We start from the raw sequence: 19,620 nt of genomic DNA on the forward strand, positions 1-19,620 counted from the left end.
CAAACGCCGCTGTGCCGGTTTCACCCTGCAGGGGTGGAGGCCGGCACTTCATGCGCAAACAAGGAAACCCCATCATGCATGACACGACGTCATCCTGCCGCCGGTCCGGACGCGTAGCCGGCCTGAGCCTGGCGCTGTTGCTGGGCGGCATGGGTGCTGCCAGCGCGGCGCCCACTGTCTACGAAGTCCGTCATCACTTCGACGCTGCCAACACATCTGCCAGTAGTGTACTGACGGGTTCACTGGCCCCGACGCTGGGGCGCGACGGCAAACTCTACGGGCTGAAAATCAAATTTTCAGGCACGGCGGAAGGCGGTGTTCGTCTTCTCGTCAGTTGCGCCCTGTACCGGCATGACCCTGCCAGTGGCGTCCAGGAAGAGCTGGGCAGTGTTCAGGCCAATGGCGGCAGTCTGCCGGTCAGCCGCGGTTCCGATCTTGGGTCGATGTGTTCGGCACCCGTGGAAGACGCCCGGGGCGACTGGTACTGGAACACGTTCTTCGGCGGCGCGGAACAGGCGGGCCAGCTGTTGCGCTACCGGCCCGGTCAGGGCATAGAAACCGTGTTTTCGTTCCCTGCTGCCGCCGACAGCCCGGTCGGCAGCTATCCCCAATCGGTACTGACACTGGCGCCGGACGGCACGTTCTATGGCACCACGGCGCGTGGCGGTGCTGCCGGCAACGGCACGATCTTCGCGTTCGTGCCGGAGCAGGGCGTGCAGCTGCTGCATACCCTGGAACGTGATCCCGTCCTGGATCTCGGCACCATCCGGCTGGGCGGGACGCTGGTGCTGTCGGAGGATGGCAAATCACTGTTCGGGGCGTTCAGCAATGAGGTCGGCAACCATGCCGTCGCCAACGCTGGCGACACGTTGTATGCAGTGGATCGCACGACTGGTGTCCTGACGCGCCTGGCGCGCACGGACAGCCGCAGCTACATCACCAACCTGTACCGCCAGGCTGGCAGCGATGATCTTGTTTTTACGCATTTGAATGCCCAGCACGCCGGGCAGGATGGCTTCGGCGCGACGTTCAACCGCTATCTCGCGGCGGAGCGGCGCATGACGCAGACGGATTATGTCCTGCCGGTCAATGACCCCGGCGGCGGCATCATGCCCATCGGTTTGACGCCGGGGGCCGATGGCAATCTCTATGGCGTATTTCCGAGTGGTGGCTCGAACCAGGCCAGCGCAACCAGCAGGACGGGCTCTATCTTCCGCCTGAAGGGCGATGGCACCTATGAAGTCATTCATATGCTGGCAGGCCTGTCCAATGGCAAGTTGCTGGAAGGGGCTGCGCCAGGGGGAGGCCTGACGCTGGCGCCGGATGGCCGTCTGTATGGAGTGACCGACACCGGTGGCGAATTCGACCAGGGAACGCTGTTCGCCGTCACACCTGGCGACGCCATTGCGCCGATGCTGACTTTCACGCTGGTCGCCTCGGGTGATAAAGACAGCACCGTGGTGAACTTTCCGGAGCCGCACACGATTGTGGCTGGCCAATGGGCCAAGTTCCGCTGGGCCACGGTTCAGGCGGATGACTGCGAAGGCGGCGGCGATTGGCCGGCGCCGGGTGCGATTCCGGCCAGCGGTGAGCTGGAAGTCATGCCCGCCACGCCGGGCGAATACCGCTATGTCGTGTCCTGCCGCAATACCGCCGAACCGACGCAGCGTTTCACAGCGGCCCAGTATCTGAATGTGGTACCGACGACCGGCGAACACATCGAAGCCGGCAACGGTGGCGGCGCGCTTGCCTGGCCCGTGCTGCTGCTGCTGGCATTGCTGGGTCTGACGGGCAATCGCAACCCGCTGGCCACGCGCCATACCGGTAGTCGCCGCAGGTCCGAGTAAATATAGACAGGGAATTGATATGACGAGATTACGCATTGCCTGCGCCGCACTTGCCGCCTGCGCATGGATCGTGGGCGCATCGGTGGTGCAGGCGCAGCAGGTCAGCGTCACGCATCTCCATGCCTTCAAGCATGAAAGTGGCGCCTCACAGACGGTTGGCAGCGTGCATCTGGGCCGCGACGGCAAGCTGCATGGTCTGGCCGAAGGGCTGGTCTGGGAAATGGCCGTTGATGGCAGTGGCTACACGACATACGCGTTGCCTGACGGCATCATGACGCATCAGTATGGCTTGCCGAATATGGCGACCTCGACGGTCGCAGATCAGAATGGCAATATTTACGGCGCGACTTATATCGGTGGCGGTACCAGCATGGGGCTGATGTTCCGTTTCGATGAGAGTGGCACGGCCTCGGAAGTGCTGGCGCCGACCCAGGTGGACCGGCCGGCAAAAATCAGTCAGGCAACCGGCAATATGGCGGTGGATGCCGCCGGCAACGTGTATGTGCTGGATCGTGGGAGTTCCGTCGGTACCGGTTTGCGCGAAGGCGCAATCAAACGGCTGTCGGCTGATCAATCGGCGTTCACGGTTGTGCATCAGATGACCCCGGAGACTGGCAGCAATGCGGCGGTAGTCATCGTTGGTTCGGATGGTTGGCTTTATGGCGTGGCAGGCCAGGGGGGAGACAACAATGTGGGCACGATTTTCCGTCTGCGGCCCAATGGGGCGGACTTCCAGGTGCTGCATCATTTCACCGCCGAGCAGGGGCAGCCTGCCCAATACCGGTCTGTCATTCCTGACTATGGCAGCCCACGCAATGCGGCAGGCCTGGCGGAAAGCGGCGCCTGGCTGGTCGGCAGCACTTCGATGCAGGGGCCGCATGACAATGGCGCGCTATACCGCATCCGCAAGGACGGCACCGGTTTCCAGATCCTGCATGGCTTCGATGATGCGGCCAGCCAGGATGGCAAGATTGCAGCGGGCGGGTTGGTGACCGGGCCCGACGGCAATATATATGGCACGACGGCTGCGGGCGGCGCCCATGGCGACGGGACGCTGTTCCGTATCGTCACGACCCGGATGGATGAGCCAAACGGTGGCTTCGAGTCCCTGCATGCCTTCAAGGCGGATGTAGATGGCAAGACGCCGTTTAACCTGACGCTGGGCCACGACGGCAAGTTGTATGGCAATACGGCCGGGGAGTGGGGCGGGGTGTACCAGGGCTCCGTTTATGCTGTGGATACCGGTTACGTGCCGCCTGCCGACCCCCCGGTCATTACGCTGTTCCGCGCGGCGCCGGACCGCATCGACCTGGGCCAATACACCACCTTGGCCTGGGCGGCCAACAATGTTGCGGCCTGCACGGCGGGCGGTGCCTGGCAAGGCGAGCGGGGCAGCAACGGTACGGAGGTGATCACGCCGACCACGCCTGGATTCAATACTTTCACGCTCAGTTGCACAGGCCATGATGGCAGCACCGTGCAGGAAAGTGCGACGGTGGAGGTGGTGCCGCCTGCCGATGCCGTGATCCAGGCGTTTACGGCCACGCCAGTCGTGGCACCGTTGGGCAGCAGCATTACCCTGGACTGGAAAACCGTCGATGCCCTGGATTGCACGGCTTCAGGTGACTGGAGCGGCGACAAGCCCGGCAGTGGCAGTGAAACCGTGACACCGTCTGCCGGTGGTGAATTCTCCTTCCGCCTGGATTGCCGGGGTGCGGGGGCGGATGCCAACGCAAGCGTGCAGGTCCGCATCACGCTGCCTGCGGTGATCGAGCAGTTTGCCGTCGATGCTGCCAGCCTTGAGCCGGGCGCCACCACCATGCTGCGCTGGCGCGTCCGTGATGCTTCCCAATGCCAGGCCAGTGGTGCGTGGAGCGGTGAGCAGGCGGCGGCGGGCGAGTTGTCGATCCAGCCTGCCGAAGGCGAGCACAACTACACGCTGCGCTGCACGGGCGAAGGTGGCAATGCCCTGTCCACGGTGCGGGTTGTCGTGGCTGCCGCGGCGCCCGAGCCCGATGGCGGCAACGGCGGCGCCCTGGCCCTGGGGCTGTTGCCCCTGCTGGCCGCGCTGGGATGGCGCCGGCGTTACCAGCAGGCCTGATGGCGCGCCGTGCCGGGGGAAGCAGGTGCCGCGACAAACGCCGCAACGAGGGCTGCAACGAGGGCTGTAACGAGGGCGACAATAACAACAGCCTGCGGCCCGGCCAACGGGCAGCTGGCCGGGATCAGCAGGGGGCCACGCGTGCGGGCGTGTGGCCGGGCTGGCCGTGGATGGTCAGGGCCTGGCCCTTTTCACGTGATCGTGTTACCCTGAAAAGCATTCTTTTTGTCTGATCGAGCATCGCTCGCCCGGGCGCCGCCTGTATCCCCTGGCTCATCCAGGGGGAACTGATACAGTCTGCGAGCAGTCCCCGGGTATTTCTTGCGATGCGTTCGGCTTCTGTTCCGGTGGCGCTGACTGCGACCGTGCCGCCGCGACGACCAGACAGCGGCATGTTGCCGCACGCGTGGGTTTGCCAGCCGCGCCGGTCCGCCAGTTCCTGGTGTCGGCGTGTTTTCCACTTTCTTCTGCCTGTGACGGCCTGGAGCCGGGTGTAGGGTTTGTTGCCTTGCATTCCGTAGCCATTGGCCGAACACTGTATTTGCCGTTGATGCCGGGAAAGGCTGCGCTGATAGCGCGCCCGTCGCAGTCGTTTTATTTCTGAAGGAGTCCTGCCATGGCCAAGGAAGAGCTGATTGAATTGAATGGTGTCGTGGGCGAAGTCCTGCCGGACAGCCGCTACCGCGTGACACTGGACAATGGCGTTGAAGTTTCCGCCTATGCTTCCGGACGTATGCGCAAGCACCGTATCCGTATTCTTGCTGGTGATCGGGTGACGCTGGAAATGTCGCCGTATGACCTGACCAAGGGCCGTATCAATTTCCGCCACAAGGACGAGCGCAGCGCGCCGCCTCGGCCCGCCGGCAACTATCATCACCGTTGATGATGTCGTGCCGGGAGGCATTTGTGTCTCGCCCGGCAATGCAGGACCGTAGTGATGAAAATCTATCTCGCAGGTTTCGATGTGTTCCGTCCCGATGCCCTGGTGCACGGGGCGAGCCTCAAGGCCGCATGTGCCGACCTTGGGCTGGAAGGACTGTATCCGCTGGATAACCAGGCGCCCGGGGACCTGTCTGGCCTGGCGCTGGCGCAGTGGATTTGCGCGGCCAATCTCGCCCTGATCGACTCGGCCGACATGGTCATGGCCAATCTCAACCCTTTCCGTGGTCATGAGCCGGATTCCGGTACGGTGTTCGAGACAGGCTATGCCGTGGCGCAAGGCAAGCCGGTCTGGGGCTATACCCACGAGACCGGGCCTTTGCTGGCGCAGATTCCCGGGCAGCCCGACGAGGCTGGCCGGCCTATCGACGCACAAGGGTATGTCATCGAGGATTTCGGCCTGCCGCTGAACCTGATGCTGGCCTGCCGCATCCAGATCGTTCATGGCGATGCCAGGGAATGCCTGCAGCGTATTGCGCAGGCGGTAGGCAGCGCTGGCTGAGGTGAGTTTCCGCGCCTGCCGCATTGGCTGGCGCCGGATGCCAGGCTGGTACCAATGACGAGAATTGCCCGGATGGCGGCAATGATACGAAAGCGCCTGGATGGGCTGGGATAAGCGATATTCCCAGAAATTCTAGGATTGCCGGGCTTTAATGAAAAATTGTTATGTACATATATGGCACTTTCGGTTGCCATCTGGCCTGGCTTTGAGCAAGATGCGGGTTTGTACGGCAGCTGTCGCCTGAAACCCTGTCAGGGATGAGGCGGGGATGGCAGCCGTGTTCGCATAGACCGGAGACTATCCTTCATGAGCCAGCAGTCCGATAACTGGAAGTTTGAAACCATTGCCGTCCATGCCGGCTACACGCCGGAGCCGACCACGCATGCCGTGGCCGTCCCCATCTACCAGACGGTTGCCTATTCCTTCGACGATACCCAGCACGGTGCGGATCTCTTCGACCTGAAGGTCAAGGGCAATATCTACACCCGCATCATGAACCCCACCAATGATGTGCTGGAACAGCGCGTGGCTGCCCTGGAAGGCGGTATTGCTGCGCTGGCGCTGGCCTCGGGCCAGGCTGCGGTCACCTATGCGATCCAGACCATCGCCGAAGCTGGCGATAACATCATTTCGGCTTCCACGCTGTATGGCGGCACCTATAACCTGTTCGCGCATACCCTGCCGCAACTGGGCATCACGACCCGCTTCGCCAACGGCGCCGACCCCGCTTCCTTCGCCAGCCTGATCGACGAGCGCACCAAGGCCATCTTCGTCGAGTCCGTGGGCAACCCGCTGGGCAATATCACCGACATCGCCGCCATTGCGGAAGTGGCGCACAGCCACGGCCTGCCGCTGATCGTCGACAACACCGTGCCGTCGCCCTATCTGCTGCGCCCTATTGAACACGGCGCGGACATCGTGGTGCAGTCGCTCACCAAGTACCTGGGGGGCCACGGCACCTCGCTGGGCGGTGCGATCATCGACTCCGGCAAGTTCCCCTGGGCCGAGCACAAAGAACGCTTCCGCCGCCTCAACGAGCCCGATGTCAGCTATCACGGCGTGGTCTATACCGAAGCTCTGGGGGCGGCTGCCTACATTGGCCGCGCGCGCGTCGTGCCGCTGCGCAATACCGGCGCCGCGATTTCTCCCTTCAATGCCTTCCTGATTCTGCAGGGCATCGAAACCGTCGCACTGCGCGTGGACCGCATCGTTGATAACGCACTGGCCATTGCCCGCTTCCTGAAGCAGCATCCGAAGGTGGAATGGGTCAACTATGCCGGCCTGGAAGATCACCCGGATCACGCCCTGGCGCAGAAATACCTCAAGGGCCGCGTTCCCGGCCTGATGACTTTTGGTGTCCAGGGCGGCCGCGATGGCGGCGCCCGTTTCCAGGATGCGCTCAAGCTGTTCACGCGCCTGGTCAATATCGGCGATGCCAAGTCGCTGGCGACGCACCCGGCTTCCACTACGCACCGCCAACTGAACCCCGACGAGCTGGCCAAGGCTGGCGTACGCGAAGAAACCGTGCGCCTGTCCATTGGTATCGAGCATATCGACGATCTGCTTGCCGACCTCGAGCAAGCCCTGGCTGCGGTGTAAATCACAGCGGTGGCGCAAGTCTCCGGCCCGATGGGCCGTAGGACTGCGCCAAGACGCAAGATGCCCCTGGACCTGCGGCACTTTGCCGGCAGGTCCAGGGGCATCTTGCATGATGGGCCGTGGCGCCAGGGTGGCGCAACGGCCCTGGCTGCTCAGGGAATATCCAGAAACAGGTCGAAGCCGGCCTCGCGGCGCTGGATTTTCCAGGCGCCGTCCTCCAGGCGGAATTCATCATTGAAATGACCGACCAGTTCCCGTCCCCGTGCGGGGCGGCCGAAAGGCCCGGGGCTATCGGTCGAGAGGGCATTCCAGAGCTGGACCTGGGTGATGGCGCTGACGCGATCCGCCTGGACCGAAAGGAAACGGGTGCCGAGGATCAGGTGCATGCTGATGCGCTCTGCGGGCCGGGCCAGGTAGGAGTCCAGGATGGCCTGGCGGCCCTGCAGCGGCTCGCCGCCGGGACGTTGCAGGACGGCATCGGCGCTGAACTGCGCCGCCATCGCCTGGAAATCCCCCTGGTCTGCCAGCGCTGCCGTATGCAACAGCAGCTCGCGGCATGCCGTCTTGATCAGTAACTGATCCAGGGGCGGAAGTGATTGTTTTGTCATCTTTGTCTCCTTGGTGGTGGAACGCGCGGGCCTGGACAGGCAGCAGACCGGGACCGCGCCGCCGGATGGCCTGGCGACAGGCCGCAAGCCTGGTTGGCGCCTGTGTCAGGCCGCCTGCGCAAGAATCCAGCGCAATGTTTTTTCCATGTCGCCGAACGGGAAAAAATGCAGCCGTACGACGCCGTGTCGGGCTGGCTCCAGCCCAGTCTGCAAGTCTTGCAGCAGCATGCCCGGGCCGGCCGTATCGAAGAGACGGCCCAGCGAGACGCCGTACTTGCGCAGAATACCAGCAGAAGCCCCCACGCCACAGGCGGCAGCGTAACGCAGCAGCTTGTGCACGCCCACCGGCCCTGCCACGCCGATCCGCACCGGTACCTCTATGCCTTCTTGCCGCAGGCGCTCCAGCCAGTTCAGGATGGGCGCGGCCTCGAAGCCGAATTGCGTGATGATTTCGCAGTCATGGCCCTGTAGCGCCAGTGCGCGATGCTTTGCGTGCAGGGCGCGCCATAGGACGTCGGCGGGGATGGCGGGATGGCCGTCCGGGTAGCCGCTGATACTGACATGGCGGATATCGTATTCGGCCAGCAGGCCGCTTTGGATCAGTGCCAGGGCATCTTCATAGAGCCCCGCCGGGCGCGGCGGATCTCCGGCAATGACGAAGGTGTGCCGGGCCGGTGCCTGCTCGCGCAGCCGGGCCAGATAGGTGCGCAGCTCGGTATCCGAGCGAATCCGGCGCGCCGCCAGGTGCGGCACGGGAATCAGGCCCTGCGCATGCACCAGGGACGCGGCACGCAGCCTGTCGGCATCCTGTTCATTGGGCAGGAAGGTGATGTTGACCCTGGTGCCGGGCGTTGCCAGCGTCCGGATGTCTGCCAGGGAGCGGATTTCCCTGGCAGTCATTTCCAGGGAATAGTCCTGCAGAAGCGGTTGTGCCGGCTGCGCGGCAAGCGAGGAAGAACAGGTGTGCTGCGTCATGAAAGGGGCGCCGGAAGCGCTGAAACAATCTGTCAAGATACTTCGAGGTAATAAAGGATAAGCTGGAGATAGTGTCAGATTTTGAAATAAGACGTCACGGATGGTTTTGTTGCTTATCACCGGTGTTGCCGTTGGCGTCATGGATACCGGGTACCTCGCGCAGCGTTTGGTGCCTGCATGGTATCGCGCATGAGCGCGCCACGCCCGCCGGCTGACGCCGCCATCTGCAATGCAAGGCCTGAATAGACAAGGAGTTGGGCTGATGTATTTGTCGCATGCGTTCAATGGGCGTGGATTCTCCTCGAGGCTGGGGGGACGCCAGGCATCCCATTCCCGATCGTGTCGATGCGGGTGCGTCAGTGCCGTGGCGCACTGGGCCTACCGGCGCATGGCAGCCGACCTCACGCAGCGGGCGTCCTCGGGCGGCCCTGCCGCCAGCGCAGCGCCTTTTCTCAGCTTCCGTGCGGATAGCGCTTTCTCCGATAGCCCCAGGTTGAGCCAGCGGCCGATAGTGCTGACCAAGCTGCGCCTGTTCGACGGCATCAGCGCCACCTTGCAGGACGGCGTGAACATCCGCATTGCAGGGGACCGGGTTCAGGCCATTGTCCCGGCCGGCGAGACCCTGGGCGACGATGTCGAGATCATAGACTGCGGCGGGCGTGTCGTGATGCCCGGCTTGATCGACGCGCACTGGCATTCCACCCTGTGCGGAGTATCGCAGATGGAAGCCATGATGGCCGACGTGGCCTATCTGCATCTGGTCGCGGCGCGTGAAGCCCAGAATACGCTGATGCGCGGCTTCACGACGGTACGCGACGCCGGCGGGCCCAGCTTCGCGCTTAAGCGCGCCATCGACGAAGGCGTGGTGTTCGGGCCGCGCATTTTCCCGTCTGGCGCCATGATTTCCCAGACTTCCGGCCATGGCGACTTTCGCATGCGCTACGACATCACGGAAAATGCAGGGCTGCCCAGCCATGGCGAACGCGCCGGCATGTCCGTGCTGGCCGATGGCGCGGATGCCGTGCTGCGTCGTGCGCGCGAGCAGTTGATGCTGGGCGCGACGCAGCTCAAGATTATGGCGGGCGGCGGCGTGACCTCGGTGTACGACCCCCTGGAAAGCCTGCAGTTCACCGAAGCGGAATTGCGCGCCGGCGTGGCGGCCGCCCGGGATTGGGGCACCTATGTCATGGTGCACGTCTATACCGCAGCGGGTATAGAGCGCGCCATCCAGGCTGGGGTCCGTTCCATCGAGCACGGTCAGTTGACCGATGAAAAGACCGCCAGGCTGATGGCCGATAACGGCGTCTGGTGGAGCCTGCAGCCTTTCCTGGGCGACGAGGACGCCAATCCGCATGCGGACCCCCGCAGCCATGCCAAGCAGGTAATGGTGGCGCAGGGCACGGTACGCGCCTATGAATTCGCCCAGCACCTGAAGGTCAACACCGCGTGGGGCACCGACATCCTGTTCTCACCCTCGACCTTGCCTCGCCATGGCCACATGCTGGCCAAGATGACGCGCTTCTATGCGCCGCTCGAGGCCTTGCGCATCGCCACCGGGCAGAACGGCGAACTGATCGGCCTGTCCGGCGACCGCAATAGCTACCCGGGCAGAGTCGGTGTCCTGGCCCAGGACGCCATGGCGGATCTGCTGGTTGTCGATGGCGACCCTGCCACCAGCCTGGACTTCCTGACGCAGCCGGAACAATCGCTCAGGCTGATCATGAAGGACGGAAAAATTTACAAAAGTTCCCTGTAAGTCCGTTGTTTCACCTGGCCCGGAGGGAGGTTGCAGGGTGCGTAGCCCTGCGCTCGGGCTGTTTCAGTAGTCCGCTGACCGTTGTCGCAGTACCCGGCGCCAGATGCCGGGGGATGTTCGGCGATAAGTGTTTTCAATCCATTTTGCTGAGAGGTTGCTATGCCTTTGCATGACAAGAATGCGGTGCGCGAAACGCTGTTGGATGATGTGTATGCATCCACGGATCTTTCGGTGTCCATGCCGAAGTACAAGTTTCCCGCGAAGGAACATGCCCCCCGGCACGCCTATCAGGTGGTGCATGACGAGCTGATGATGGATGGCAACTCGCGCCAGAACCTGGCGACGTTCTGCCAGACCTGGGTAGACGAGGAAATCCACAAGCTGATGGACGAGTCGATCGACAAGAATATGATCGACAAGGATGAATACCCGCAAACGGCGGAGATCGAGGCACGTTGCGTGCACATGATCGCCGATCTATGGAATTCGCCCGATGCCGCCAATACCATGGGCTGCTCGACGACCGGTTCTTCCGAAGCGGCGATGCTGGGCGGCCTGGCGCTGAAATGGGCCTGGCGCAAGAAACGCCTGGCGGCTGGCAAATCGACGGACAAGCCGAACCTGATTTGCGGGCCGGTGCAGATTTGCTGGCACAAGTTCGCGCGCTACTTCGATGTCGAGCTGCGCGAGATCCCGATGGAAAACGGCCGCCTCATCATGTCGCCCGAGGAAGTCCTCAAGCGCGTCGATGAAAACACCATCGGCGTAGTGCCCACGCTGGGCGTAACCTTCACCTGCGACTACGAGCCGGTCAAGGCCGTGCATGACGCGCTCGACAAGCTGCAGAAGGATACCGGCCTGGATATCCCCATCCACGTCGACGGTGCCAGCGGCGGCTTCCTGGCACCGTTCTGCGCACCCGACCTGGAATGGGACTTCCGCCTGCCGCGCGTCGTTTCCATCAATACTTCCGGCCACAAGTTCGGTCTGGCACCGCTGGGCGTGGGCTGGGTCGTGTGGCGCGATGCCGCGCACCTGCCCGAGGAACTGATTTTCAACGTGAACTACCTGGGCGGCAACATGCCCACCTTTGCGCTGAACTTCTCACGTCCCGGCGGCCAGATCGTGGCGCAGTACTACAACTTCCTGCGCCTGGGCCGTGAAGGCTACACCAAGGTGCAGAGCGCCTGCTACGACACGGCGCAGTACCTGGCGGCCGAAATCGGCAAGATGGGCCCGTTCGAAATCATTTTCGACGGCAACCCGCAAAACGGTATTCCGGCCCTGTGCTGGAAATTGAAGGAAGGCCAGCAGAATCTCGGCTATAACCTTTATGATCTGGCCGACCGCCTGCGTTCCCGTGGTTGGCAGGTGCCGGCATATTCCATGCCTGCCAACCGTGAAGACCTCGTGGTGCAGCGTATCCTGGTCCGCCATGGCGTGAGCCGTGACTTGGCCGCGTTGCTGCTTGAGGATTTCCGCCGCTGCCTGGATTACTTCGCCAAGCATCCGGTCTCGGTACCGGGCGAGCAGGACGACTCCGGCGGCTTCCACCACTAAAGTCTGCCTCCGTCCTGCTTTTGATGTGCATCACCCTGGCCTGCATCCGCAGGCCAGGGTGATGCCGTTTTACTCGAAGGACACAAAAGGAATCATGAACATGATGCTGTGGACATGGATTGCGGATACTTTGCGGTCTTACCCGGAACTGGCCATCTTCCTGGCGCTGGCGCTGGGTTTCTGGATAGGCTCATGGAAACTGGGAGGATTCAGCCTGGGGGCGGTTACCGGGACCTTGCTGGCCGGGGTAGTGATCGGCCAGTTGGGGATAGATATATCGCCGCAGATCAAGTCCATTTTCTTCATCATGTTCCTGTTTGCCGTCGGCTTCGGGGTCGGCCCGCAGTTTGTGCGCGGGGTGGCCAGCGATGGTTTGCCGCAGGCGGTGTTTGCCGTGGTGATTTCCTGCCTGTGCCTGCTGTCGGTGTATGTGGCATCGCTGCTGGCGGGCTATGGCCCCGGCCTGGCCACAGGGCTGCTGGCCGGTTCGCAGACCATCTCCGCATCCATCGGGCTGGCAACGGATGCGCTCAACCGGATGGGGGAATCGGCGGCGGTGATACAGGCCGAACTGGACCAGATCCCGGTCGCCTATGCGGTGACCTACCTGTTCGGGACGGTCGGCACCGGCTGGATCATTGCGTTCCTGGGCCCCAAGCTGCTGGGCATCAATATCCAGGCCGAGTGCCAGCGCTATGAAAAAGAAATGGCCGTGGGCGAGCCCGACGAAGGGATAGAGTCGGCCTGGCACCAGTTCGCCATGCGCGCCTTCCGCCTGCACCAGGCCGGCATCATCGCCGGGAAGACCGTCGGTGTTGCACAGGGTGAATACGGTTCGGCCGAGCGGTTGGTGCTGGAGCGCCTGCAGCGCAATGGCAAAACCATAGATTTCGACGACAACACGATGCTGGAAGTGGGCGATGTCCTGGTGGTATCCGGCCCGCATGAGGCGTTGATCGCCTGGTCCAACCATGCGGAAGAAGTGGCGGATAAAGACCTGCTGAACATTCCCATGGAGCGTGTGGATGTCATCGTCACGCAAAAGAACGTCGACGGGCGCACGCTGATCGAGCTTTCCAAGGAACGCTTTGCACGTGGTGTCTACGTGCACCGTATCCGCCGGGGCTCCATGGGAGTGGATATTCCGGTGCAGGCCCAGACCAAGCTGCAACGTGGCGATATCGTCACCATCAGCGGCGGCAAGAAGCATGTGCAGGCCGTGGCTGTGGCAGTCGGTTATGCGGATCGTCCCACCAGCGTTACGGATATGGTGCTGCTGGGTTCCGGTATCGTGCTGGGCGGCCTGATCGGGGCGATCGTGATCCCGGTGGGCGGTGTGCCCATCACGCTGTCTACCTCCGGCGGTGCGCTGATCTCAGGCCTGATCTTCGGCTGGCTGCGCAGCTTTACTCCCAAGCTGGGCAGCGTGCCCAGCGCGACGGTCTGGTTCATGAATTCCGTCGGCCTGAACGTTTTCATTGCCGTGGTTGGTATCTCCGCAGGCCCGACTTTCATTGCCGGCCTGCAGCAGATCGGCGTGGAAATGTTCCTGTGGGGCCTCTTCGCCACCGGGGTGCCCATGATTCTGGCGCCCTTGATCGGCAAGTACATCTTCCGTTTCGATCCGGCCATCAATCTGGGTTGCTGCGGCGGTGCCCGAACCAGTACGGCGTCGGTGGCCATGGTGGCCGAAGTGGCCAAGAGCAATGTGCCGATGCTGGGCTATACCGTGCCCTATGCGGTCAGCAATACCCTGCTGACCTTGTGGGGCATGGTCATCGTCCTGCTGATCGGTATCTGAGGGTAGCGCGCTATTTCAGTCGCGCTACCCAGTCTGTGGCCGCCAGGGATGGCTGCCACAGACTGGACAAACGGGGCAGCCGGGCTGCGGGTTCAGCCTGCGGCATGTGCGGCAATGACTGCCAGCACACCGTCGATGACGAATTGCACGCCCATGCAGACCATCAGGAAGCCCATGATGCGAGAGATGGCATCCACGCCGCTGCCGCCGATCAGCGTAAAGAGCTTGCTGGAAAAACGCAGGCAAAGCCAGAACAGCAGGCCGATCAGCAGGGCCACGACGATAGGCGCCGTGTGAATGGCCCAGGCGGGGTATTCGGTGCTGCCATGGATGCGCGCCGCCAGGCTGATGACCACGGCGATGGCGCCGGGGCCGGCAGTGCCGGGCATGGCCAGCGGGACGAAGGCAATGCTGGGCTGGTTGGCCTGGCGCTGTTCTTCCCGCGTCTTGTCGGCTTCAGGGATATCCGTCACGGAACTGGACGGGAATAGCATCGTGAAGCCCAGGAAGGTGATGATGAGGCCGCCCGCGATGCGCATGCCCGGCACGGAAATGCCGAAGGAATGCATGATCAGCGAGCCCGCATAGTAGGAAACGCCCAGGATGGCGATGACGTAGATCGTGGCGCGCCGGATCTCACGCATGCGGTCCTGGTAGGACAGGCGTTTGCCCAGTGCCAGCAACAGGGACATCGACGTCAGTGGGTTGGCGATCGGCAGCAATAGCACGAGCCCGAGGCTGACGAGTTGAAAAAAATCGCGAATTTCGCTCATGGGGAGAGGCTCCTTGTTCCCGGGTGAAAAAGCGTCACCGGCCCCGCTTGGGGCCGGTGACTACGCCAGTGGCCAGTGTGTCGGCCCGCCATGGCGGGCGGCCCAGGCCAGTCTAGGGCGTTGTGCTGGTATGGCTGGCGGCATTCGGCGCGGCTGCTGGCAGGCGAGCCTCGGGGACGGCGTAGGGCGGCTGCAGGCGAATTTCCGCGCTGTTGAGCTGTCCCAGCGCGAATGCCAGCGAGGCGGCGGCAATCTGCGCTGCGGCTTGTGCATCGGCACGTGCGCTGCGCGCGATCAGCAGCCCATTGGCGGCTTCAGTGGCCGCAGTGACGGTACCCATGCCGACCTTGTACGCTTCCAGCGTGGCGTTATAGGTGATGCCGGCGGTCTCTACCAGGGTCGCTGCGGCTTCATGGGACTGCAATGCCGTGTCCAGTGCATTGGCAGCCAGGGCGATTTCCTTCATGGAAGTATTGCGCAGCTTTTCCAGGGCGGCCTGGGCGGCCTGTACGCCATCATGGGCCTGGCGCAGGCGCGAGCTGCGCATACCGCCGTCGTACAGTGGGATGGATACCCCCACCAGCACGCCGCGCGTGGGGCCCTGGCGGCTGAGTGCAGGCAGGTTGCCGATGTCCAGGTCGCCATGTCCGTTGGCATAGGCAGCCGCCAGGAATACCTTGGGCATGAATGCTGCTCGCGCGCCGTCGACGGCGCTTTCGGCCGCCTTCAGCGAGGCGATGCTGGCCATGATGTCCGGCCGGTTTGCCAGGGCGCGGCGCAGGACGGCGCCATCGGGCAGTTCCTGGGGGGCGGGCAGCGCAAGCCTGACGCTGTCACTGACTTGCAGCGGGGTATCGGGTTCGAGGTTCAGCACGCTCATCAGCGCTTGCCGGGCATTGCGCACGGCGCCGCCGGTGCTGACGACGGCCAGTCGTGCCTGGGCAACCTGCTGGCGCGCCTGGGCTTCTTCGACTGACGTGGCCAACCCCGCCTTGCGCTTGGCCTGTACGGCTTTTTCAACGGCCAGGCTGTTGTCCAGCGATTCGCGGGCGATGGCGTTGCGTTCCTGGGCGGTACCGTACTGGTAGTACGCGCTCATGGTTTCGAAAATGATGGCCTGGTGCACGCTGTTGAACAGGAAGTTGCTGCCGGTGGCCAGGTTGCGTGCCGCGTCACGCGCCGCACTGCGTTCACCGAAGTCGAAAAGCAGCCATTCCAGAGCAACCAGCGGTACGACGCCGTGGGCGCTGGTGTCCAGGTGGAAGGTCTGGTTGAGGATGTCCGGTAGGCGCTGGCGCGTCGATTGATAGCCGCCCACGACATAGGCGGTAATCATGGGCAGGAATGTGGCATCGGCCATGCCGATGGCATTGGCAGCCTGCCTCGCCTGGTTCCAGGCCAGGCGCGTGGCGGGGTTGTTGCGCTGGGCGAGATCGACTAATTCCGGCAGGTCGTAGATATGCGCGGGGTCGGGCAGGATGCGTGCCGGCAGTGTGCCGGCAGTGCTGTTGCCAGCCTGTTCTGCCGGCGTGTCCGGAACGGCAGGAAGTGGGCCTTGCTCGGCCAGTTCACGCCAGGCGGGATCGGGCTGCGGCATGGTCCAGGCCTGATCGGCGCTGGGTGGGGCATGGTCGGATGTATTGGCGCAGGCGCCCAGCAGCGCGGCGCTGGCCAGCAGGGCCAGCCGCAAGCGGCGGCGAGGGGATGCGGGCGCATGGTTAGCGGCCATTGATCAAGGTCTCCAATCTTTGCACGTTGCCATCCAGGGTGCGGGCGGCAGGTTGCGCGCCGGGTTGGTTCGGTGCCGGACCTGGACGCTGCGCTGCGATAACGGCAGCCTGTTGCGACAGCGCTTCCAGGCGCTGGGCCAGCGCGGGGTCGGCGCTGGGTTGCAGCAGCATGTCCAGGCAGGCGTCCCGCATGGCTTGCGAAGTTCTGGCCAGCCGGCGGACTTCCGCGCCGGACAGGCGCATCGTGCGCGGTTCGTAGCCGGCCAGTTCCAGCGAATAACGGGTGTCGGCCACTTTGCTGGCCATGCTGGCGGCTTCGGCCAGCATGGCACTGTGTTCCTGTTCCTGCGGTTGGCCCGGGCGTGGCATGCGCGCCATGCGTGCCAGCCCGCCCAACGCCCGGCTGGTGTTGTCCCAGACCCGTTGCGCGACGCTGACGGGCCAGAACTGAGTGAACATGAAATACACCACGAAGTTACCCAGCAGTACCCCGATGATGCGGTCCAGCGCGGCGCTCATGTCGGTGCTGGGGCCATAGCCGCTCAGTACCGTCAGCAGGAAGGCCAGCGCGATCTGCACGCCGGCGTAGGACACCCGGTCGCTGCCCACGGCCACCCAGGCGGCGATGAAAGTGCCGGCGAAGACCAGTAGCATCAATGCACCGATGGACGTCATGTGCGGGATCAGGAACAGGATGGAGGCGACCCCCAGCGCCGCCCCGATCAGACAGCCGGTGATACGCAGGATGAGCTTGTGCGTGGTTTCGGCCACAGACCCCAGCGCGATCACGTAGCAGGTGATCATCGCGGTATGGATGCCCTGCCAATCCAGTGCGGTATAGGTGAGGTAGCAGGTGATGGCTGCTGCTGTGGTCTTGATAGCGTAGCGTATGTGTTCCGGATTGCTGAAGGCATCCGGCCGCATGAACGACTCGGCAGGTGCGGTGGCCTGCGGGTGGTCGGGCGTACCCACCATGGCCAACAGCGCCTGCCAGCCTTGAACCAGGGGCGGCGGGGCGTCGGCAGGCAGTGTTTCCTCAGGCGCTGGCACGGCTGTGCCAGCGGCCAGGGCTCGCGCTGCGGCGCGTGCCTGCCGGGCCACGACGGCGCGTGCTTGCGGGTGGCCGTCAGGGTCTTGCGCCAGCATCAGGAAGGCCAGCCGGTAGCTGTCCTGCAGCGCCACGCCCAGGCGGCGAGCTTCATCGCGCCGTGCCAGGGCGAACAGCCGGGTGATGCCCCAGCGCTTCATGTGGTCTTCCTGGCCTTCCCATATCTGGTCGCGCAGGCGGGCGCGGTTTTCAGGGCTGGCCTGCTCCAGCCAGTCGGCAATGATTTCCAGCCGCTCGGCGACGGTCTGGCGCAGCAGGGGAACGGGCTTGCGGCCGATGGTAAAGGACACCAGCGCGATCCACAGCATGGGCATGACGCCCATGAGCCAGGCGAACAGGATGCCACGCGTGGCCAGTTCGCCGAAGGGCACGTCGCTGAGCAGCGTCAGCCCGAAGGCGAGGATCAGCGCAATGATGCCGCCCAGCGCACCCAGCTTGCTGGCCGAGGCGAAGAACAGGAAGACCAGCGACGTGACCGCAATGGCCAGAATGCGCAGGGGCGGTACCTGGATGGTCCAGCGCGTCAACAGGAATAGCAGAAGGATGACGCCCACGGTCAGGAAGCACATGGACAAGGCCAGCAGCAGGCTTTCCGCAGCATCCGGCTTCATGACGAAGAACACCAGATAGCAGCTGATGGCGGCTTCCGGGATGCCGTATACCATAGACATCATGCAGGTCAGCGCGCAGACCAGCGCCATGCGCCAGGTTTGCGCCAGGCGGCCGGGGAAGGGCGCCAGGTCGTCCTTTAGCTGCCGCCAGAAACGCTGTCGCGAGAGCTCAGCACTGTTTGCCATGGTTGACGATGACGGAAGCGGAAGCGCCGACGCGCATCAAGTCTTCAGGTGGGGAGTCCAGCAGGATACGTACCGGGAACCGCTGGCCCACGCGGACCCAGTTCAGGGCCTTGGGTACGTAGGGCAGGTTGCGCGGCAGATTGATGAGGTCTTCGGAGATCACGCCCCAGCCGATGGACTCCACCACGCCGTGCAAGGGCCGCGAGCGGTCTGCGGCGACATAGACCGTGGCGCAGTCGCCAGGCTTGATGGCGTCCAGTTCGGTTTCCAGAAATGTGGCCGATGCATACCAGTGGGTGGAATCTATCAGCGAGAAAGCGGATTGTGCCGGCAGCAGGTAATCGCCCTGGGCGATGCTCAGCCCGGCCACCCAGCCGTCATTGGGTGCATAGACTTCGGTGTCGCGCAGCTGGCGTTCGGCCATGGCCAGTGCCGCACGGCTCTGCACGATCAGCGCAGTGGCTGCATCGTTGTTGCCTACTAGCGCTTCGGCTGCCGCCTGTTGCGCCAGGGCTTCCCTCAGGCTGGTTTCCGCGTTGCGCTTGAGCGTGCTGGCATCATCGACCTGCTGCGCCGTGACGTAGCCCTGCGGCAGCAGGGATTGCAGGCGCTTGAGGGTCTGCGTGGTTTGCGCCAGGTTGATGCGGGCACGCTGTACCTGTTCCGCGGCGATGACGGCATTGGACTGCTCGGCCGAGGTGGCGCGGTTGCGGGTATCCATGCCGGCTTCGGCGACTTGCACCGCAGCGCGCGCCTGCTCGACTTGCAGGCGGTAGATCTCCGGGTCGAGCGCGAACAGCAGCTCGCCTTTTTCCACCTTGCCGTTTTCCTTGACGTTGAGTTGCACCACCCGGCCCGGGACCGACGGCGCGATACGCGCGATCTCGGCCGTGATCACCGCATCTTCGGACAGTGGTTGCGCGGCCAGGCGCTGGAAATAGGCCCAGCCGGTAACGCCTGCCAGTACCAGGAAAGCGATGGTAACGAGTACCGCGGGCAAGCGCCGCGTGGCGGGAGCAGGTTTGGCGTTCGACATGTCAGCGGGAGAAAACCAGGAGGGAGGAAATGAACATGACGGCCAGCGCAAAAGCCAGGTAGGTCAGGAAGCGCAATGGCAGGTGCTCGTCTATGCCCATGCGGATCAGGCCGAAACGCAGGACCACGGCGGACAGGCAGCCGAAGGTCGCGCAGGCGATCCAGGAGGGAAAGTAAGACTCGAAGAGGACGATGTAGGGAGCCTGCTGTCCGCCGCATCCAGTCAGCAGGAGGCAGGCCAGGACAGCCAGCCGGGAAAAGGAAACAGCCATGAGCGCCTTGCGTCAGGAGTCGGGTTCATACGGGAAGGACAGTGCCCGCGGGCGGTGCCGTCGTGCTGTGAAACTGGCCGCACAGCGTGAGTTGCGCCAGCCTTCAGATTATCCTGAAATTTATACTACAGTTCTCCTATCAAGGGCTTGTTTGGCTAGGTAAGAGATTGACATTTCTCAGCACTGCGCAAGGTCTCGGGCCGCCTGGCCGGACGTT

At 63.6% G+C, this 19,620-nt stretch carries 16 protein-coding genes; 8 read left to right on the forward strand and 8 right to left on the reverse strand.

Annotated features, from left to right (window positions below; genetic code table 11):
* Window positions 1-50 precede the first annotated feature (50 nt).
* Window positions 51-1,847: a choice-of-anchor tandem repeat GloVer-containing protein gene (locus EV679_RS01400; RefSeq protein WP_130486361.1), complete on the forward strand. Its 1,797-nt coding sequence runs from the start codon at window positions 51-53 to the stop codon at window positions 1,845-1,847.
* Between the two features lie 19 nt (window positions 1,848-1,866).
* Window positions 1,867-3,948: a choice-of-anchor tandem repeat GloVer-containing protein gene (locus EV679_RS01405; protein WP_130486362.1), complete on the forward strand. Its 2,082-nt coding sequence runs from the start codon at window positions 1,867-1,869 to the stop codon at window positions 3,946-3,948.
* 124 nt (window positions 3,949-4,072) lie between these two features.
* Here the strand turns inward: EV679_RS01405 and EV679_RS01410 are convergent, their stop codons facing one another.
* Entirely contained in the window at window positions 4,073-4,462 is a 390-nt protein-coding gene (locus tag EV679_RS01410; protein WP_130486363.1) for a hypothetical protein, read from the reverse strand.
* Window positions 4,463-4,564: 102 nt separating this feature from the next.
* Between EV679_RS01410 and infA the strand changes: the two genes are divergently transcribed.
* The 3 genes from infA to EV679_RS01425 all read left to right on the forward strand — a co-directional run bounded on the left by infA (window position 4,565) and on the right by EV679_RS01425 (window position 6,988).
* On the forward strand, window positions 4,565-4,831 hold the full coding sequence (gene infA, locus EV679_RS01415) for a translation initiation factor IF-1 (protein WP_068373303.1): 267 nt from the start codon (window positions 4,565-4,567) through the stop codon (window positions 4,829-4,831).
* A 51-nt stretch (window positions 4,832-4,882) separates the two neighbouring features.
* Entirely contained in the window at window positions 4,883-5,389 is a 507-nt protein-coding gene (locus EV679_RS01420) for a nucleoside 2-deoxyribosyltransferase (RefSeq protein WP_130486364.1), read from the forward strand.
* A gap of 306 nt (window positions 5,390-5,695) precedes the next feature.
* Window positions 5,696-6,988, forward strand: a complete 1,293-nt coding sequence (locus tag EV679_RS01425; protein WP_068373297.1) for an O-acetylhomoserine aminocarboxypropyltransferase/cysteine synthase family protein — start codon at window positions 5,696-5,698, stop codon at window positions 6,986-6,988.
* Window positions 6,989-7,140: 152 nt separating this feature from the next.
* Here the strand turns inward: EV679_RS01425 and EV679_RS01430 are convergent, their stop codons facing one another.
* Together EV679_RS01430 and EV679_RS01435 are read right to left on the reverse strand one after the other, a co-directional pair.
* Window positions 7,141-7,596 carry a nuclear transport factor 2 family protein gene (locus EV679_RS01430; RefSeq protein WP_130486365.1) on the reverse strand — a complete coding sequence of 152 codons (456 nt, stop codon included), beginning with the start codon at window positions 7,594-7,596 and terminating at the stop codon, window positions 7,141-7,143.
* Between the two features lie 105 nt (window positions 7,597-7,701).
* Entirely contained in the window at window positions 7,702-8,571 is an 870-nt protein-coding gene (locus EV679_RS01435) for a methylenetetrahydrofolate reductase (protein WP_130486366.1), read from the reverse strand.
* 388 nt (window positions 8,572-8,959) lie between these two features.
* Here EV679_RS01435 and EV679_RS01440 point away from each other — a divergent pair, with 388 nt between their 5' ends.
* The 3 genes from EV679_RS01440 (at window position 8,960) to aspT (ending at window position 13,688) form a co-directional block, all read left to right on the forward strand.
* The gene (locus tag EV679_RS01440; protein WP_130486367.1) at window positions 8,960-10,327 is read left to right on the forward strand and encodes a metal-dependent hydrolase family protein; all 1,368 of its coding nucleotides are present in this window, start codon (window positions 8,960-8,962) and stop codon (window positions 10,325-10,327) included.
* A 159-nt stretch (window positions 10,328-10,486) separates the two neighbouring features.
* Window positions 10,487-11,887 (forward strand): glutamate decarboxylase, encoded by a 1,401-nt coding sequence (gad, locus tag EV679_RS01445; protein ID WP_130486368.1) that lies wholly within the window; start codon window positions 10,487-10,489, stop codon window positions 11,885-11,887.
* A 100-nt stretch (window positions 11,888-11,987) separates the two neighbouring features.
* Window positions 11,988-13,688, forward strand: coding sequence for an aspartate-alanine antiporter (aspT, locus tag EV679_RS01450; RefSeq protein WP_068373430.1), 1,701 nt, complete (start codon window positions 11,988-11,990; stop codon window positions 13,686-13,688).
* A 92-nt stretch (window positions 13,689-13,780) separates the two neighbouring features.
* On the opposite strand, the gene EV679_RS01455 is transcribed toward aspT, so the two are convergent.
* The 5 genes from EV679_RS01455 to EV679_RS01475 all read right to left on the reverse strand — a co-directional run bounded on the left by EV679_RS01455 (window position 13,781) and on the right by EV679_RS01475 (window position 19,403).
* A complete protein-coding gene (locus tag EV679_RS01455) occupies window positions 13,781-14,461 on the reverse strand; it encodes a MarC family NAAT transporter (protein ID WP_068373282.1) in 681 nt (226 codons plus the stop codon).
* Window positions 14,462-14,573: 112 nt separating this feature from the next.
* On the reverse strand, window positions 14,574-16,190 hold the full coding sequence (locus EV679_RS01460) for a TolC family protein (RefSeq protein ID WP_127775438.1): 1,617 nt from the start codon (window positions 16,188-16,190) through the stop codon (window positions 14,574-14,576).
* Window positions 16,180-18,096: an FUSC family protein gene (locus EV679_RS01465; RefSeq protein ID WP_127775437.1), complete on the reverse strand. Its 1,917-nt coding sequence runs from the start codon at window positions 18,094-18,096 to the stop codon at window positions 16,180-16,182. Before EV679_RS01465 ends, EV679_RS01460 begins: the two co-directional genes overlap by 11 nt.
* Window positions 18,080-19,132, reverse strand: coding sequence for a multidrug transporter subunit MdtN (mdtN, locus tag EV679_RS01470; protein ID WP_068373274.1), 1,053 nt, complete (start codon window positions 19,130-19,132; stop codon window positions 18,080-18,082). Before mdtN ends, EV679_RS01465 begins: the two co-directional genes overlap by 17 nt.
* Before the next feature lies 1 nt (window position 19,133).
* A complete protein-coding gene (locus tag EV679_RS01475; RefSeq protein WP_068373271.1) occupies window positions 19,134-19,403 on the reverse strand; it encodes a hypothetical protein in 270 nt (89 codons plus the stop codon).
* Window positions 19,404-19,620 lie beyond the last annotated feature (217 nt).

Origin of the sequence: Kerstersia gyiorum, from assembly GCF_004216755.1 — a bacterium.
GTDB lineage: Bacteria > Pseudomonadota > Gammaproteobacteria > Burkholderiales > Burkholderiaceae_B > Kerstersia > Kerstersia gyiorum.